This window comes from Paenibacillus lactis, from assembly GCF_017873605.1.
Lineage (GTDB): Bacteria > Bacillota > Bacilli > Paenibacillales > Paenibacillaceae > Paenibacillus_AQ > Paenibacillus_AQ lactis.
Window position 1 is genome coordinate 1 of sequence record NZ_JAGGKI010000038.1, and the last position, 18038, is coordinate 18038.

Genomic DNA, 18038 nt, shown 5'->3' on the forward strand with positions numbered 1-18038 from the left:
AACAAAAACTAAACAACCTTAGTCCGGTTGAGTACCGAACTAGGGTTGCTTAAGGCTGCTTTTTTAGGCTGTCTACTTGACAGGGTTAAGTTCATATTCGGGGCTTTTTCTTTTGCCGAAGTGACTCGATTCATATCGTTTCAATTTCGGAATACGGTAAGATACCGAGTATTTCTCACTGCTGCGGACGCAAAATCGCTCGCAGCCTTTTTATATGGGGAAAAGGATATCCGTTGGGTCCTACAGAATAACTTGAAGCTGTAATTATTTTTTAGCTTTGAAGGGGATTTGTAATGATAACAAAATTAATCATGGTTGAGGGCCTGCCTGGGTTCGGCAAATCGACGACGTCCCGGATGATTCATGACATTCTTACCGAACGAAACATCGACGCCCGGCTTGTCATGGAAGGGGATGCAGACCATCCGGCAGATTATGAGGGAACGGCGTGTTTAACTAAAGAAGAATTCGGACGTCTGCTGCAGGTCGCAGGTCCTTTTAAAGAAATATTAATCGGACGGGCTGCCAAGAAAGGCAGCTGGAATCTCTTGCCCTACCAGAAATTGAAGAACGAATATGAAGCCTCTATGCCGGATGATTTATATCATTCGTTGTCCAAACAGGATATTTACGAGCTCCCGCTGGACCTCAACAGGAGACTCATCACCGATCGGTGGGAGACATTTGCGGAGCAGGCGCTGCATGAGAAGACGGTCATGATTTTTGAGTGCTGTTTCATTCAGAATCCGGTGACCGTCGGCATGGTGAAGCATGATGCGCCAGAAGAGCAAGTGACGGACTACGTGCTGGGGCTGGAAAAGACGATCCGCCCGCTGAATCCCCTATTGTTCTACATTGAGCAGAACGATCTCGGATACGCATTCCGCAAGGCCATCCGGGAACGTCCGGAGGCTTGGGCCACAGGCTTCGTCCATTACTACACCCAGCAGGTATACGGCAAGCGTCACGGACTAGAAGGCGTCGAAGGGACTCTGCAAGTCTTGGAAGCCCGGCGCGAGCTGGAATACAGCATCTTGGACAAGCTCGGACTGAACAAGGAGCGAATCAATAACTCCCTTTATGATCAAGACACGTACAAAACCATGCTGATCAACAAGCTGAAGCTGCATGGAGTTATCCAATAATATTTTTTCCATAGATAAGAAAGGACGGTTTAATGAAGCGCTTATTAACGATTACGATTCTATGTATAACAACGGTTCTAATGGCAGGCTGCGAGAAAGAACCCGGTTGGGAGACGATGCAGCTTCTAGACGAACAGATCGCCGAAATCCGGATCTCGGCATTTGAGAATTGGGAAGAGATGAATGGGGAAACACTGCTGTCCTTGAAGGAAGCGAAAGATGTAAGCGTATTTGAGGAAGCCATTCGTACGGCCCGCAAGCAGCCAGACGATGCCAAGCGAACGGATCCGGATTACGATGTGATGGTCGTTTATGCACAGCAATCCCCCGTTCATGCCATCAGGCTGTGGCTAGGGGAAGAGGGACAGGAAAGTGTATTCAGCTATGCTTTCAAAGATTGGGGAGAAGATGCATATGTGGTTTCGTCCAAATATACGGATCGGATGAGAGAACTTATTTTGTCAGAGGGGCATTAAAGCCGCTGCCTGTAAGATCTTCTGCTCCAGCAGTTTCAGAAGATATCGAGTGCTAAAATATATCCGTTTATCGCTTGAACGTGTCTTTGGAATCAATCGCCAACGCCGAAAGCCCTAAATCCCATAAAATCACGGTTGAGACGTATAAAACCGGGGTATTGGGAGATGAATGAATACCATCATCAGGAGGCGATGAAGTGAAGAAGAAGACCTACAAGTTGAAGCATATGGCCGGAGCATTTCTTGCCGGAGCCATGCTGTTTTCGGGATTATCGCTGGCAGCTGCCAACCCCGAAGGAGCCTTAAGTGCGATTAAACACACGACGTCTAAAATAAGCTACTACGTCAACGGTAAAGACCACTCTACACCAGCCGGTCAATTTATGAACCAAGGGACGTTGGCTCCGGATTCCATTATCCACAACGGTACGACCTATGTGCCTGTTCGCATGGTTTCTGAGCTGGTCGGCCAGCCCGTATATTGGGAGCAGGCGTCCCGGACGATCTCCTTGGGGCTTCCGGTGGTCAAGCTGTACAATGCGGCGGGAGATTCTGTTGGTTCCGCTACCTTGGAGCAGATCAATGACGGGGTGAAGGTGAAGATAACCGCATCCGGCCTCACTCCAGGCAAGCATGGGTTCCATGTGCATGAAAACCCGATTCAAGATGGGGATTTCAAATCTGCCGGCGGGCACTTTAATCCGACCGACAAGCATCATGGCCTTGAGAATCCGCAAGGAAGCCATGTCGGCGACATGCCGAACCTGGTCGTAGGCGCTGACGGCACCGTGGAAGCGGAGACGATCATTCAGCATGGAACGCTTGAGAAAGGCCAGCCCAACTCGGTACTTGGGCGCTCGCTGATCATTCATGCCGGCGAGGATGACAACGTCACCGATCCGGCGGGCAATTCGGGCGACCGTGTGGCTGGCGGGAACATACCTGAGTAATTAGGTAAGCAGGCGGCGCTATCGGTTAACACATAGAAATGCCCGTGAACAACGCATCTCCACAGGGAGATGCGTTTTTTAGTTATCAGAAAGTATATTGATCCAGATGATCTTCACAGACCCTGATTGTCCGTTATCCGATAAGCATAGCTGGGGCCGTCTGACAAAAGATATTCAACACGTTCGATGGTCACATGATCGCCAAGCACCGATTGAAACAGTTCGAGCTCGTTATCGGTAAAACGGGAACTAACAGCGACAGCCTCTGCGATCGGGCAATGTTTCTGTACGAATAAGAAGCTTCCGTCCTCCTGCTCTTGTATTTCCGGAAAATACCCTTCGTTCATACGGATCATGACCAGCTTTTGGAGCCTGTCCCTTAGGCTGTCCGCATCGGACAAATGCTCCCGATATTTTATTATTTGATTATGTTTGAGGTCCTCAAGCACTCTCCCCAATCCTTCATCTCCGAACGTGGCCCTGACCGAATGAAGTAAATCGACCGATAATTGCAAATAGCCGTTAGGAAACCAACGGTTGGCCAAGGCCGTCAGCCTCCATACCTTTGCTGGCCTGCCGATGGGACGAGCCTCTTCCTCATATTCAACGACTTCCTGTTTCTGTAGTTCATATAAATGCTGACGCACAGCCATCCCTGTCAATGATAACTTCGAAGCTAACGTAACGGCATCCATAGGACCATGCTGCTTCAGCAGCGTTACAATGGCTTTTCTGGTGGATGTTACAGATGACTCGTCCTTCTTTTTCAATGGTTCACGACCCCCACATCACATATTACGAGAGATGCTTCTCCCCTTATATTCTAAAGAAAGTTCTTTACAAAGTCAAAAGAAACTGGTTAAATTTGTTTTATAAATAAAATACTTTATAAAGTGTAGCCCATCAAAAGTGGCCTATGAATGGAGGAAATGAAATGACAACAACGTTATTTATTCAAGCGAGCAATCGCCCGGCGGAGCACGCTGTCAGTGTGCAAATGTACGAAGCCTTCTTGTCAAGCTATAAGGAATCACACCTTCAGGAGGCTATTGTGGAAGTGAATTTATTTCATGAACCGCTGCCCTATCTGGGGACCACGATGATAACGGGAAATTATAAAATCGCCCAAGGCTTGACGCTCACACCGGAAGAAGAAGCCGAGCAACAGATGGTTCGTAAGTACCTGGATCAGTTTCTTGTAGCCGATAAAATCGTCATAGCTTTCCCGCTTTGGAATCTTACGGTTCCAGCTGTCTTGCATTCGTATTTGGACTATCTGCATCAGCCCCGTAAAACCTTTAAATATACAGCGGAAGGCTTGGTCGGACTATTGCAAGGCAAGAAAGTCGCTCTATTAAATGCCAGGGGCGGTATCTATGCGGAACAAGATGAGCTTGCGGTTAGTTTTGTCAAAAGGCATTTGCAGGTGTTCGGCATTACGGACATCACCACGATTGTTATAGAAGGTCATAACCAATACCCCAATCGCAGGGAGACCATCATTGCTGAAGGTCTCAGAAACACGGCACTTGCGGCAAAAATGTTCTGACGGCGGCTGGATATCGAAAATAGAGGGAGTGGAGTCGATTGGCCCAACAACGAAGGTTTATCATACTGATGTCCATTGCTTTAGGCTTGGTGCTGACCGCACTGGATCACACGATCGTATCGGCAAGTGTCAGCAAGATCATAGACGACATCGGCGGTCTGGATAGAGTCACCTGGATTTATACCACCTACGCACTGGCCGGAACGAGCACGATGTTAATATTCGGCAAGCTCTCCGATCTTTTCGGGAGGAAGACCTTGTATTTGGTTTCCATCGGCATCTTCCTTCTGGGCTCCGCACTCTGCGGAACGGCCCAGACGATGGAGCAGCTTAGCATTTACCGGGTCATACAAGGAATCGGATCCGGCGGTATTTTTCCGATTTCCTTCTCCTTGATATATACCTTGTATACCGATCCCAAAGAATCGGGGAAGCTGTCGGGGATATTTGGTGCCGTATTCGGACTCTCTTCGATTGCGGGGCCGCAGATCGGTATGTGGATTTCCGAAACGCTATCCTGGCGTTGGTGCTTCTATATCAACTTGCCGATCGGGATCCTCTCGTTCGCGGCAATGCTCCTGACGCTACGGGAATCCCGAGCGGAGACGAAGCCGAAAATCGATGTGCTTGGTGCCATACTGATTGTCATTGCTACGGTCTGTTCCATGATTGCGCTCGAACTTGGCGGTAATAACGTATCATGGACCTCCTGGAAGATCATGGCCTTGTTCGGGATTTCGGTTATGGCGGTCATAAGTTTCTTCACTGTGGAACGGCGGGCCATGGAGCCCATCTTGCCGCTCAAGCTATTCAAAAACCGTATGGTGACAGGAACAAGCATCGTCGTCTTCTGTCAAGGTGCCATGATGTTCGCCGCGATGACCTACCTGCCGCTCTATACCAACTATGTACTGGGAGAAAGCCGATTAAATTTATTGCTGACTCCGTTGATGTTGTCCATGATCATCGGCTCCGTTCTGATGGGTTTAATTCTCACCCGCTTCCAAATCCGGACCGTCATGGTGGTCAATATGGGGATCGGAATCGTTGTTTCTAGCTTGTTCATGAGTCTTTCGCCGGCTGTTCCTTTTTGGCAATTCATTGGAATGGTTGTCCTGCTCGGGCTGGGCGTGCTCGGCCCCCTGAACAGTCTCAGTCAGAACGCCGTCGCTTACAGCGTTGAAGAACGATCCATCGGTATTGCTTCATCGCTTGTCGGCTTCTGCCGCAGCATGGGCGGCGTAATGGGCGCTTCGATCATGGCCGTCATCGTCAATTCCCAAATGACCGCGTCGGTCGAGACGGCAATTACACGATTCAACCTGAATTCGAGCTCCAACCCGTCCTATCATCCGCCGGATGCCGAAACCGTGCTGCGATATAAAGATCGTTTTGAACCGGAGCTGGTGTCCTACTTTACACACGCGATGGATCATGCAATTACACAAGGATTTGTTCTGCTTCTTGGCTTCTCTGTCCTCGGCGCCATCGCGGCTCTGACGGTCGGATCGATGAAAATAAAAAAACGTTCCGAAGAGACATCCCGGGCTAAAACAAGTTCACGGCTTGAAATTTAATAATTACGCAAGAGAACAAATAAGGAGGATTCATTATCATGTCTAATCCATCAAACGGGAACGCATCCGCCGTTCACCCTTCCGTACAGCCTTTATTTACGCCATTTTCGATCGGTACATTGACGCTTCCTAATCGAATCGTCATGGCGCCTATGACCCGATCGTTCTCGCCGAATGGCATACCCGGTGCTGATGTTGCCCGGTATTACCGGCGTCGGGCCGAGAATGGGGTGGGGCTCATCATAACGGAGGGAACCGTCATTAACCATCCCTCGTCAGCTGACCATCCGAACGTCCCTCATTTCTACGGCCCTGCTCTGAAAGGCTGGTCGTCTGTTGTCGAGGAAGTTCATGCGGCAGGAGGCCTTATTTTCCCTCAACTGTGGCATGTCGGCATGGCACGGAAAATAGGCAGTCCTCCGAATCCGGAAATTCTCCCTATAGGACCATCCGGAATCGATCTGTCCGGCCATCAAGTAACCGCACCTATGACCGAATCGGATATCCTTTCCGTGATTGACGCATTCGCCCAGGCGGCTGCCGACGCTAAGTCACTCGGTTTCGACGGTATCGAAATCCATGGAGCCCACGGCTACTTGATTGATCAATTTTTCTGGAAAAAAACCAATAGGAGATCAGACCGATACAGCGGCGAAAGCTTCGAGGGGGCCACGCGTTTCGCTGCAGAAATCATTCGCGCCGTTCGGCATGCGGTCGGTCCCGATTTCCCGATTGCTCTGCGCATATCTCAATGGAAAACCTCGAACTACACGGCCAAGCTGGCGGAAACGCCGGAGCAGCTGGCCTCATTCCTTGAGCCGCTGACAGCCGCAGGTGTCGATATCTTTCATTGTTCGACCCGTCGCTTCTGGGAACCCGAATTCGAAGGCTCTAACCTAAACTTGGCAGGATGGGTCAAATTATTGACCGGACGACCGACCATAACCGTCGGATCCGTAGGGTTAAACGAAGAATTCATGCGCTCCTTCGCTTCCGGCCAAGCGACTCAGGTGACCGGGATCGATGGTTTGATCGAAAGACTTGAGCAAAATGAGTTTGATCTGGTGGCCGTTGGGCGCTCGTTGTTAGTAGACCCAGAGTGGGCGATGAAAATCCGGAACGGACGGTTCGGCGAGCTGAAACCTTTCACAGTCGATGCGCTGAATTCCCTATACTGATCCATGATTGAATATCATTCGGTGCACCGGATCTGAACTCATAAGAGGATTTGGTCGGGGATTTATGGAAAGGTATATAGACCCTTACCGCAAGCGCAGGACATGAACGGCAAGGATTCGTAGAACATGGACTTTAACTTTCTTTTTCATACTAGACTACCAGGGCCTCTGAGCCCATCCGCGGGGGATGATCATGGGAGAAGCATTCAAATTGGAGTGCGGTACGTGCCATTACAACAGCATTATTTATGAAGGAATCGGCTTTATGTACATCTCCTTGGAGTCTATCGCTTCGTTTGTCACAGATCCGGTGCTTAAGCAGGTGATCGGAGAATTTATGGAGGATGGTTCCGTCTCATACGACGCTTATCAGGCGCTGTACGTGTGCCCGCAATGTGACGGCATTCAAAATGAATTATACATCGAGATGCAGTCAGACCGGTCACAGTATCGGCACGTTTGCCATTGCAAGAGATGCGGAGCCGTAATGAAACAGACACCGATCGAGCACTACGTCCCGATCCGTCTAACCTGTCCGGATTGCAGGGAAAGCGAGCTGATGGCGACGTCTTTTATGGATTGGGATTGATGGGGCGGCGGATCGTGATGAAGATAAAACCAATAAAGGGGAACTCTCATTGTCAATATTACTAATTTTCCTTCTGGTTGTTGCCGGCGCTTGTCTCACATGGTTGGGATCGAAGCTGTCTTACATGAGTATCCAGGCCTCCCGATCCATTGCTAGTTCAAGTGCACCTGGTGAGTTAACCCGGCAAGATAAAATTGAATTACTCGCTATGCACATGGTTGGGTTCTTGGTCGTAATAGGCATCCTACTTCTTCTGTTCTACCTGCTTACCAAAGGTCGACAAAACGCAAAGGCATATCAATTCTATGCTCTAATCATCCAGATCCTATTTGTCATTGGATTTTTCATCATCAACTATACTTATCTTTTTGTGGATTATCCGGCACACCTGGATTCCGGTTTTCCGTTCTGACGACACATTCTGAAAATATTGAATGATTTTGAGCAATTGTCTTATGTAGTTCCCGGCGGCTCTCCTTCTATACTGAAGGTACGAATAAAGGAGAGTGAGTTCATGGAACGAGCAACATCTGCAGCATCCGGAATACCTGTTCGCAAAAAGCCATTTCGCAAGCGCTGGGACTCTCCCCTTGCAGGTTATCTGTTTATTTCCCCTTGGCTGATTGGATTTCTGGCGTTGACGGCCTATCCGATGCTGCTGTCCCTCTACTATTCCTTCACGGATTACACGCTCATGAAGCCGATCGAGTGGGTCGGCCTGGACAATTACGAGCGCATCCTTATGGCGGACGACAAATTTGCCCAATCGCTCAAGCTTACATTCTATTATGTACTCGCCTCGGTGCCGCTAAAGCTGATTGCCGCGCTGATGGTTGCGCTCCTGCTGAAGAAGGCCGTGCGCGGGATATCCGTCTATCGGACGGCTATCTATTTCCCTTCCTTAATCGGGGCGAGCATCGCGGTGTCCCTGCTGTGGAAAAATATTTTCGGCGTGGACGGCTTCTTCAACAAAGTGCTTGGATTTTTCGGGATTCCCGGAACGGGCTGGGTCACCAACCCCGATACCGCATTATGGTCCCTGATCGGCCTGTCGGTATGGCAATTCGGCTCCTCGATGGTGATTTTCCTCGCGGGCCTGAAGCAGATTCCGAATGATCTGTATGAAGCCTCCGCGGTGGATGGGGCGGGCAAGCTGAAGCAATTTTTCAAAATCACGCTTCCGATGCTGTCGTCCACGTTATTCTTCAATCTCATTATGGGGGTCATTAACTCCTTCCAGATGTTCACGCCTGCATATGTCATCACCGGCGGCGGGCCGATGAACTCTACCTATGTGTATGCGTTATACCTGTACGAACGGGCATTCAGCCGCTATCAGCTGGGCTATTCCTCTTCCTTGGCCTGGATCATGCTGATCTTGATTGTGGCTGCCGCCGTGATCATTAACCTGACGTCGAAGTACTGGGTATTCTATGAGTCCGAAAGCCAAGGAGGGAAAAGAAAATGACCAAACGCAAATGGAACCCCGTGATCCGCCATACGGTACTCATTCTTTTCAGCTTGGTTATGGTGTATCCGGTCATTTGGTGGATTGGCGCTTCCCTGAAAACGAACCAGGAGCTCAGCTCTCCGTCCATCTTCCCGTCCGTGCCGCAGTGGTCCAATTACATTAACGGTTGGAATTCCGTTCCGGGCTTCACCTTTACCGACTTCTATCTGAATACCTTTTATTTAATTACGGCGGTCATCATCGTAACGGTCATTTCCTGTACGCTGGTCGCCTTCGGATTTGCAAGGCTGGACTTCCCGCTTCGCGGCTTCTGGTTCTCGCTGCTCATGCTCACGCTGATGCTGCCGGGCCAAGTGCTCATCATTCCGCAGTATGCGATGTTCCACCAGTTCGGCTGGGTCAACACCTACCTGCCGTTCATCGTGCCCCATGCGTTAGCGGGAGGGGCGGGAGGAACCTTCTTCGTCTTCCTGCTCGTTCAGTTCATACGCGGAATCCCGCGGGAACTTGACGAATCGGCCAAAATCGACGGATGCAGCTGGTTCGGGATTTACTGGCGGATTGTGATGCCCTTGATGAAGCCTTCGATCGTGACGGTCATCATCTTCTGCTTCCTATGGAACTGGGATGACTTCCTGGGCCATCTCCTGTACATTAATTCCGTCGATAAATATACGGTAGGCTTGGCTTTGCGGATGATTAACGATTCGCAAGGCGGCGCGGAATGGGGGCAACTGCTCGCGATGTCGCTCGTATCCATTCTGCCGGCTACGCTGCTGTTTGTCTTTGCCCAGAAATATTTTGTGGAGGGCGTGGCTACCACAGGATTAAAAGGGTAGTAGCTAGGCCAGCCGATATATTATAAAATGAGAAAACATTGAGGCAGCGGTTCGCCGCACGGCTTCAATGTTTTTTTCGGATCGGAATGGATAAGCATGGAGCACGGAGGATGAGCGCGTATGATCAATCCCTTCAAGAGATACCGGATCGATTCCCTGTTTATTATTTGCTTTGCAGGGCTGATCACGATTGTGCTGGCGATCACGGTATGGACCAGTTATGCCATGACTTCGCGGGAATTGGCCGACAACACGTCGTATTACCAGAAAAGGCTGCTCGAGGAGCTGAACAATGAAATTACGGGACGCTTGACGTCGATCGAGCAGATCTCGCTGACCACGTCCAGGGACAATGATTTGCTTACGTTTCTATCGGGAAAAGAGGATGAGTTTAACCACTACAGACGCTCCAAAGGCATACAGGAAGCGCTGGCTCATCTTACGTATTCGATTCCACAAATTCAAGCCATCGATTTATATATGGAGCAGCCCGAGTGGGGAGACCGGCAAAGCTATATTCAATTCCATGAGCTAAAGGCTGCCGAGGCACAGCCATGGTATCCTTTGCTGCAGAACAATGACTTCTCCTGGTCAGAGGAGCATGATTTAACGACCTATAATGGGAACGTGCAGGTGCTCAGCTTCTCCCGCAAGGTGTACAACAACTCACGGTACTTGGGCATTCTTGTCGTGCACGTGAAAGCCGATTGGATCCGGGGAATTCTCGAGGGATATTCCAAAGATTCCAACCGGATGCTGCTGGATCTGAACGGCAGGGAGCTGCTGAGCGTCGGGACGTCGATGAAGGATGCCGGGTTGCAGGAGCATGATTTGCGGTTCAAGGATCAATCCGGGGTGCTTCGGCTGCATACACAGCCACATGGGGTCGAGCCTCTGGTCGTCTATTCCAAAGTCGCCGACTCCAACTGGATGCTGGTGGAGATTACTCCATGGGAGCGAATAACGTCAGGCAGCGTCAAGCTGGCCGGAGCCATCATTACTATCGGCATCGGAGCCTTATTGCTGGCTTTCTTGTTAACGCTATGGTTAAGTCGGCAATTGTTGAAGCCGATCGCCCAGCTAGTGAGAGCGATGAAGAATTACGATGTTGGAGGGAAGCAAGCGGAGCTGGCCGGCGATTACACCAATGAATTCGGCATTCTGTTTGCAGGGTTTCGCAGACTGAATGAGCGAATTCAGGCATTGTACGCATCTCTGGCGCAGCGTTACGAGCAGCAGCGGAAGGCCGAAATCGAAGCGCTCCAAGCCAATATTAATCCGCATTTTCTATATAACACCTTGGATCAGCTGAACTGGATGGCGATTGCCGAGGGACAGGAGAAGATGAGCCGTATTCTGGAGCTGATGGGCCGCATGTTCCGCATCGGACTCTCGCATGGAGAGAGCTTTATTACGATTGATGAGGAGCTGACTCACGTCGCATGCTATTTGGAAATCCAGCAGATTCGGTGGGAAGATGGTCTGGAATATGAGGTGCAGGCCTCCCAGGAGGTCCGGAATCTATTCATTCCCAAAATGACGCTCCAGCCTTTCGTCGAAAATTCCATCATTCACGGATTCAATGCAAGGCAAAGCGGCCGAATTCAGATTAAGGCAGAGGAAGAGGACGGCCGAGTCCGCATGACGATTACCGACGACGGAAGCGGGCTTGCTCCCGAGAGCAAAGGAAGCCATCGCCGCAAGGGCGGTTACGGGATCCGGAATGTGAGAGAGCGGTTCTCGGCGTTTTTTAATGAAAATTATGAGATCCACGTTAAGGACGGCGAGTTTGAAGGGGTCGTTGTAACGATCATCTTCCCAAGGCTTGAGGAAGCACAGACGTAATGCATAATCAGACGATTTTATAATAAATTGTGCATCTCTCTTATACTCCCGTCATCCCGGAATTGATAGGATCATATTGACCACAATATATTGTTTCTAGGGGGAAGTCGGCATGAATAAATGGAAGCGATTGCAGATTCTCGCGTTATTGATGGTGTTCTCCTTGCTGGCAGCGGCATGCGGCGGCGGTAACGGAGGCACCGGCACAAACACAGGCAGCACAAACTCATCCAAGAACAATACACAGGCCGAAGGCGGTTCGGCAGACAACGTCAAGCTCCGGATTATGTGGTGGGGCTCACAGCCGCGCCATGAAGCGACACTGAAGGCATTGGAGGCCTATACGGCGAAAAATCCGCATGTGACCTTCGAGCCCGAATACTCCGGGATGGATGGTTATCTGGATAAGCTATCTACGCAGGCAGCGGCGCATAATGAGCCGGATATTTTCCAAATGGACCCGGGCTGGATTTCGGACTGGACCTCCCGCAACCAGCTCGAAGAGCTCGATTCCAAGGTTAAGCTGGATGAATTGACGCCGAGTCTGCTGCCGATCGGGCAGAGAGACGGCAAGCAATACGGCGTGCCGCTTGGATCGGTTGCTTTCGGGATGATCTACGACAAGGCAGCTTTGGAGAAGCTGGGCGCAACGATGCCGAAGGATGGCTGGACATGGGATGATTTCTTCGCATTAGCGGAAGAGGTAAAGCCTAAGCTGGCGGAAGGCCAATATTTCACGCTGGATTATGCCGGCAATTACTTCATGTTCAGCGCGTATCACTATGCCAAGGGTAAGGGTACCTTGATCACGGAAGACGGCAAATTCAATATCGATGAGGCGACATTCCTGGAGTGGACGAAGAAGTTTGAACAGCTGCGCAAGGACGGACTTGTGCCTCCGGCGGATCTAAACGCATCCGACAAGGAGATGGATCCGACGGCCGACCTGCTGGTCAACGGCAAAATCCTGTTCCGCTACTCCTTCTCCAATAACTACACCACATGGGACAGCATGAAGGAAGGGGCGTACGATCTGGTTACGATGCCGCGGGCCGAGGAAGCAGGGGGCTGGCTCAAGCCGTCCATGTACTTCAGCCTGTCGCCGAATTCCAAGCATAAGGAAGAAGCGGCCAAATTCATCGATTGGTTCATCAACGATCCGGAGGCAGGGGCCATTCTTGGAACCGCTCGAGGCGTGCCAGCCAATGCCAAGATCGCCGAGTCGCTGATTCCGAAGCTTCCGGAGGGCGAAAAGGTCGGGATGAAGCTGATCGACGCCACGACGCCGGACGGACAGATCTTTACGACAGGGCCGGAAGGCTGGGTGAACTTCATCGACAAAGACTTCCCGCTCGTCCGGGATGAGCTGAGCTTCGGCAGAACGACGCCGGAGAAGGCCTATGAATCGTTGAAGAAGGCCGCGCAAGAATATGAATAACTCTTATGCAATGGAATGACTGAGAACGAGATGTCAGCAAGGGAGTAAAATGATTCGGTTATTCGGTGAAACTGTCTGTTAAAATAGTTTTAGTCTATTCCTGGTTTACGTCATGCCTGAGCGGTTTCACGCCGATCGGGCATGGCGTATTACTGTTAGAGTGAAGCTGTTTTTCTTTTTGCAAATAAGAAGGAGGCTCTTCAGATGTGGAAGATAGGAATCGTGGATGACGACCGCGCCGTGCTGCAGGGAATCCGCAAAGCCATCCCGTGGGATGAACTGAATGCAAAGTGGGCGGGGGAAGCGTTGAACGGGGAAGAAGGACTTGAAATGATTGCATCGGCCAGCCCCGACATCGTGATTACCGATTTATATATGCCTGTCATGAATGGTCTGGATATGATCGAGCACCTGCGGAAGAACGCCGGCTATACGGGAAAAGTGATCATTCTGAGCGGTTACTCGGACTTCGAATATGCCCGCCAAGCCTTGCGTCTGGACGTAAGCGATTATTTATCCAAGCCGGTCAGCCTTCCGACGCTGAAATCCGTGCTACACCAGGCGATATCCGATTTGGAGGAGCGCGAAGAGCTGCGCAGCAAGCAGGATGAGCTGCTTCAGAAGCTGCATCTGTACGAGCCCTTCGTCGAGAAGGAGTGGGTCAAATCGGCCGCAGCCGGCACCCTGCTGCAATCAGGACTCCAATCGGAAATCCCGGAGCCTTATCGGTATTGGTCCGATCACGATCATACGGTCATCGGCATCGAGCTGGTCTACGACCAACGGGCAGCCAAATTAAGCTTGCCGGACTGGAGCCTCCTTCGATTTGCAATCAGCAATATGGCGTGCGAAATTACCCAGGCGGCATTTCCATGCTTCGACCACACGGATCTCCACACCAACCGCTCGGTGGTCATTATTCATCATGACCGAACAGAGCCTGCCGAGCGAGTGCGGCAGCGGCTGGAGCAGCTGGGTGTCCGATTAATCGACTGTGTGCGGAACTACTTGAAGCTGAAGATTCGGATCGGCATCGGTGAACGCAAGAGCAGCATAAGGGATATCGGCATCTCGACGGAAGAAGCCTTCCGCGCGATCGATGTGACTTCCCGGCCGGCGGTTCCGGAGCATGAGCTGTATTTCTACAGTGCACAGGAGCCGGGCAATGCGGAGGCCAAGTCTCCGGTGCGTCCCGTTAAGCTATACCTGGAGCTGGCCGGCGCGATTCGTACCTCACAGGAGAATCAGGCACAGACGATTATAAGGGATTATATGAAGCGGCTGGAGCAGGAAGGGGGCATCACCAAACCCTACGTCGGCATGCTGGCCGGCGAGCTGTGGGGCATTATCGCCTTTGCTTTCTATGAGACGGGGACCGTCGTTGACGATATCTTCCCGTATGACGGCATTACGCGCGAAATGGCGAAGCTGCAGCGGCCGTCCGAGCTGGCCGAATGGCTGATCACCAAGATCGGGCTCGTGTTCGGCAGCCGCGAGTGGGGCGGGAACGGAAAGCATCGCCAGGCGGTCGACTTTATGATCGAGTACATTCACGAGCACTATGCCGAGGACCTCACGCTTGGGGGACTGGCGGATAAGGTATATATTTCGAGAAACTACTTGTCGATGATTTTTAAGAACATGACCGGAGAGACGTTCAACAATTACCTGACCCGAGTACGGGTCGAGAAGGCCCGGGAGCTGCTGATGGAGAAAAATGCGTTGGTTTACGAAGTCGCCGAAAAGGTCGGATATAAAAACGTTCCGTATTTCAGCACGGTATTCAAGAAATTCACGGGCATGAATCCGACGGAGCTTGTGAAATGATTCTGGGGAGGCGTTAAGAACTGCTGGAAGACTGGAGAGAGCAAAGGAATGGCGTGATGGGGAGCAGGGGAGCCGCAAAGGAGTGGTGGCGCAATGTCATCAATGCGTATTTTTATCGGAAATCGGGATCAAAGATTAACATCATCGAAGATTAACATCATCGAATGATCAACTCATGGTGGTGAGGACCTTGAATTCAACCTAGGTCGAATTCAAGGTCTTTTTGTTATTCGTGGCTGAGGAATTACATTTTCTTATCCGAAATAAAAATTGCGTCATATTTGATGGGGATAAGTCGTTTTAATAGTAAAGGAAAACAGAAAGGATGAAAACGAATGAAGAAAATAGTTTTGTCTTTTTTATGTTTCGCCATGCTACTGTTGTTCTCGGCGCAGTTAGTTTCAGCCGAATCGATGGATGAAACGCAATCCCCGTCCGATGACGAGCTGCCGCTAACGAATTATTCCCTATTCGATCCGAACTACAAGTATTTGAACAACGGAGGGACAAGTGTTAGTAATATTGGAAATTCAAAAATTAGCATTTCAGGATATAGCACAGCCAAGCAGCGAGTAGATACCATCGGTGTACAATTGACTCTGCAACGATGGACAGGCTCAAGTTGGGTGGACATTTACCGCAGTCCCAAGGCAGAGTTAGCAACTTCCTCAAATACATACACGGAACATGAGGTTACGGTAGCCCCAGGCTATTATTATCGCTCTAAATCGTCTCATTGGACGCAACATGGAAGCGTAAAAGAAGAGGGGACGTTATATTCGGGATCAATTCTAATTCCAGACAGGTGATAACAAAAAGTAGCAGGGTTCCTTAAGTACCTGCTACTTTTTGTTTACTGTAAAGATTCCGCAACTGAAATGATTTCCTCTTCAGCCAAGACCCCAAAGATAGATTGTTTAATATGATCGGCGGTGATCCACTCTAAATGGGTTAAATCGGGATCTTGAATAATCAGAACTGCTTTATAACCGTTAATGACAGTATCCTTAATAATGGCCATGGCATGGTTAATCGTTGTTTTCTCCGGGGAGGAATTCTCTCGAATCAAGTGCTGATTGAATTGAAGGATCTGTCCTTCTCCATTGACATATTCCATAAAAACCGTCCGGTACTCCCCGTCAGAATCCTGAAATATACGGACAGTTTCTAAAGCATAACCGGCTGGTAAATAGGTAGGAGAAACCAGAGTGAACATGACCTTTCTTCTTGCATCATCCAAACTTGTTTCTTCCATACGGCCTTCTCCGCGTGGAGGAGGCGAAACTATAGCGTCTGGTGGTGGAGACGACGTTTTGGCTTCAGGATTTTGTTCAATATAAGGTTCAGGGTCTTCAAAGAAAATATCGATAAAGTTCTCCTGAACTTTTTTAACAAGGCCTTGGAACTGGGAATAAGCGGTAGGCAAGTCTGTCGTTATGAAAAAACTAATGAGCAAAGACGCACAAGCGACCAACGCGCCTAATTGGAGTCGCCTAATCCAACGCCTGCGTGTTCTTATTTTATCCAACTGAGCTTTCACTTCTAACCATGATTGGGTACCGTCTGGAATATTTACGTCTTGATGAACATCTTTTAACCACTTTTGTAAAAGTTCATCGTTGTGTTTGAATTCGTCATTCATCGGCATCAACCCATCTTTTTGAAAAATAGCGGTACAATTTCTTTCTGGCTCTGACCATCGTTTGGGCTAAAGCTTGCTCGGTTTTACCAAGCTCTTGTGCAATTTCCTTATACGGTTTCTCCTCGATGTAATACTTGAACAAAGCCTGACGATACTCGGGGCTTAACTCATTAAGGGCCTCGTGAAGTATCTCGTTTCGAATCTGATCTTCCACCTGTTCGGCTACTGTAGGGTGAAAGGAAGGAACCTCTAAATCAATAACGACCTGAGGCTCCCTTAGATGACGATACTTTTTATTCTTTTTGAACAAATCATAGGCGTGATTTCTTGCGACTTTAACGATCCAGGCCTTGAGATGCATAGTGCTTTTCAGTTGCGGGGCTTTAGCCACCACCTTGTAGAATGATTCCTGCACAACATCCTCAGTCAGTTCATGACTTCGTGTCAGAAAGAAAATGTCCCGATAGACTAAATGCCGATAAGCTTCATAGGCTAACCTTTGGGCCTCGTGGTCTAAATCAAAGAAATTGCTGCGTAAGAAATACAACCATTGTTCCTCCTGCTCCACTTATACCCTCCCCCATTATTCTTTATCTGCTAGACATAATTTCCTATGAACCAGTCACTACTACTAGTAAAATATTATCATAAAACCCTATATATTTCCTTATTGTTATCAATAAAGAAATTTCCCTAAAAAAAGTTTAGGGAAAAACAGTCATAATTTACTATTATAATTCGTTTTAGTAGTAGATTAGCTCTTTTTGATTAAACAGGCATCTTAGAGACTGCCTTATTTCTAAGAGCAAGAGACAAGAGGCTGTGCACTAGCATAAAGACATTTGCTATTAGAAGCGAGGTGGCACACAAAGTAATAAAGGGGGAGGTGAGTTCTTTTAGGGGCTAGTCTATTGTTTATTGTTTTCTATTAAATTCTAAGGAGGATTTTCAGTATGAAAAAGCTACTTACTGTTGCTCTGACATTGGTAATGATGATGACACTCTCCATTTCAGCTTTTGCTTCTTCTCCTGAATTGAAAATTGAGGAAAAATCCAATAGCAGCGTAAACGGTAGCGAGACACATGCTAACATCGTTAATGATGAAATAGGGGTATTTGCTCGATACAATATTGACTGGAATATTCCTGCTGGATATGATGAGTATGGTGTAAGCCAATTCAGTATGAGCAAGGGCAATACCGTTGAATATAATATTAGCTGGAGTCCACGTGCAGGTTTAGTACGTGTTGGATTATACGATAGAAATTCTGGTAATTTCTATTGGGAAGAAACAGATTCTAGACCGCCTCTCAGCGGCAAAATTACAGTACCTTATACGAGTGTCTGGAGCCTTGCAGTCGGTAATCTCTCTGATCAGCGAATTAATGCAACTGGTTATTTTATTTATTAATCTTCTGGAGTTGTCAAAAAAAGTGCAGTTTGAAAACACCCTCATACAGAAATCCCGTTACTAAGCTGCTTGCGACAGCATTCTTTCGCGATAAATTGCT

At 49.1% G+C, this 18038-nt stretch carries 17 protein-coding genes; 14 read left to right on the plus strand and 3 right to left on the minus strand.

The features are described 5' to 3' along the window. Nucleotides 1-293 precede the first annotated feature (293 nt). From J2Z18_RS29980 to J2Z18_RS29990, 3 genes are all read left to right on the plus strand, one after another. A complete protein-coding gene (locus J2Z18_RS29980) occupies nt 294-1145 on the plus strand; it encodes a PRK06761 family protein (RefSeq protein WP_210095761.1) in 852 nt (283 codons plus the stop codon). 32 nt (nt 1146-1177) lie between these two features. Continuing rightward, on the plus strand, nt 1178-1621 hold the full coding sequence (locus tag J2Z18_RS29985; RefSeq protein ID WP_210095762.1) for a YhfM domain-containing protein: 444 nt from the start codon (nt 1178-1180) through the stop codon (nt 1619-1621). A 197-nt stretch (nt 1622-1818) separates the two neighbouring features. Next, nucleotides 1819-2571 (plus strand): superoxide dismutase family protein, encoded by a 753-nt coding sequence (locus tag J2Z18_RS29990; RefSeq protein ID WP_210095763.1) that lies wholly within the window; start codon nt 1819-1821, stop codon nt 2569-2571. 113 nt (nt 2572-2684) lie between these two features. Here the strand turns inward: J2Z18_RS29990 and J2Z18_RS29995 are convergent, their stop codons facing one another. Further along, on the minus strand, nt 2685-3341 hold the full coding sequence (locus J2Z18_RS29995; protein WP_210095764.1) for a helix-turn-helix transcriptional regulator: 657 nt from the start codon (nt 3339-3341) through the stop codon (nt 2685-2687). 164 nt (nt 3342-3505) lie between these two features. Between J2Z18_RS29995 and J2Z18_RS30000 the strand changes: the two genes are divergently transcribed. The 10 genes from J2Z18_RS30000 to J2Z18_RS30045 all read left to right on the plus strand — a co-directional run bounded on the left by J2Z18_RS30000 (nt 3506) and on the right by J2Z18_RS30045 (nt 15693). After that, entirely contained in the window at nt 3506-4120 is a 615-nt protein-coding gene (locus tag J2Z18_RS30000; protein ID WP_028404445.1) for an FMN-dependent NADH-azoreductase, read from the plus strand. A gap of 38 nt (nt 4121-4158) precedes the next feature. Beyond that, a complete protein-coding gene (locus J2Z18_RS30005; protein ID WP_210095765.1) occupies nt 4159-5697 on the plus strand; it encodes a DHA2 family efflux MFS transporter permease subunit in 1539 nt (512 codons plus the stop codon). A 38-nt stretch (nt 5698-5735) separates the two neighbouring features. Next, nucleotides 5736-6875, plus strand: coding sequence for an NADH:flavin oxidoreductase (locus tag J2Z18_RS30010; RefSeq protein ID WP_210095766.1), 1140 nt, complete (start codon nt 5736-5738; stop codon nt 6873-6875). A gap of 193 nt (nt 6876-7068) precedes the next feature. After that, nucleotides 7069-7464, plus strand: coding sequence for a hypothetical protein (locus J2Z18_RS30015; protein WP_210095767.1), 396 nt, complete (start codon nt 7069-7071; stop codon nt 7462-7464). Nucleotides 7465-7978: 514 nt separating this feature from the next. Continuing rightward, the gene (locus J2Z18_RS30020) at nt 7979-8932 is read left to right on the plus strand and encodes a carbohydrate ABC transporter permease (RefSeq protein WP_210095768.1); all 954 of its coding nucleotides are present in this window, start codon (nt 7979-7981) and stop codon (nt 8930-8932) included. Beyond that, nucleotides 8929-9774, plus strand: coding sequence for a carbohydrate ABC transporter permease (locus J2Z18_RS30025; RefSeq protein WP_210095769.1), 846 nt, complete (start codon nt 8929-8931; stop codon nt 9772-9774). The genes J2Z18_RS30020 and J2Z18_RS30025 overlap by 4 nt, the downstream gene beginning before the upstream one ends. A gap of 120 nt (nt 9775-9894) precedes the next feature. After that, entirely contained in the window at nt 9895-11619 is a 1725-nt protein-coding gene (locus J2Z18_RS30030; protein ID WP_210095770.1) for a sensor histidine kinase, read from the plus strand. Between the two features lie 112 nt (nt 11620-11731). Beyond that, nucleotides 11732-13057 carry an ABC transporter substrate-binding protein gene (locus J2Z18_RS30035; protein WP_210095771.1) on the plus strand — a complete coding sequence of 442 codons (1326 nt, stop codon included), beginning with the start codon at nt 11732-11734 and terminating at the stop codon, nt 13055-13057. A gap of 204 nt (nt 13058-13261) precedes the next feature. Then, nucleotides 13262-14884, plus strand: a complete 1623-nt coding sequence (locus tag J2Z18_RS30040; RefSeq protein WP_210095772.1) for a response regulator transcription factor — start codon at nt 13262-13264, stop codon at nt 14882-14884. Between the two features lie 335 nt (nt 14885-15219). Continuing rightward, entirely contained in the window at nt 15220-15693 is a 474-nt protein-coding gene (locus J2Z18_RS30045) for a hypothetical protein (protein ID WP_210095773.1), read from the plus strand. A gap of 44 nt (nt 15694-15737) precedes the next feature. Here the strand turns inward: J2Z18_RS30045 and J2Z18_RS30050 are convergent, their stop codons facing one another. After that, a complete protein-coding gene (locus tag J2Z18_RS30050; protein WP_210095774.1) occupies nt 15738-16526 on the minus strand; it encodes a DUF4367 domain-containing protein in 789 nt (262 codons plus the stop codon). Next, nucleotides 16519-17094, minus strand: coding sequence for an RNA polymerase sigma factor (locus J2Z18_RS30055; RefSeq protein WP_007131081.1), 576 nt, complete (start codon nt 17092-17094; stop codon nt 16519-16521). Before J2Z18_RS30055 ends, J2Z18_RS30050 begins: the two co-directional genes overlap by 8 nt. Nucleotides 17095-17479: 385 nt before the next feature. On the opposite strand from J2Z18_RS30055, the gene J2Z18_RS30060 reads away from it, so the two are divergent. Next, nucleotides 17480-17938, plus strand: a complete 459-nt coding sequence (locus J2Z18_RS30060) for a hypothetical protein (RefSeq protein WP_007131082.1) — start codon at nt 17480-17482, stop codon at nt 17936-17938. Nucleotides 17939-18038: the final 100 nt, after the last annotated feature.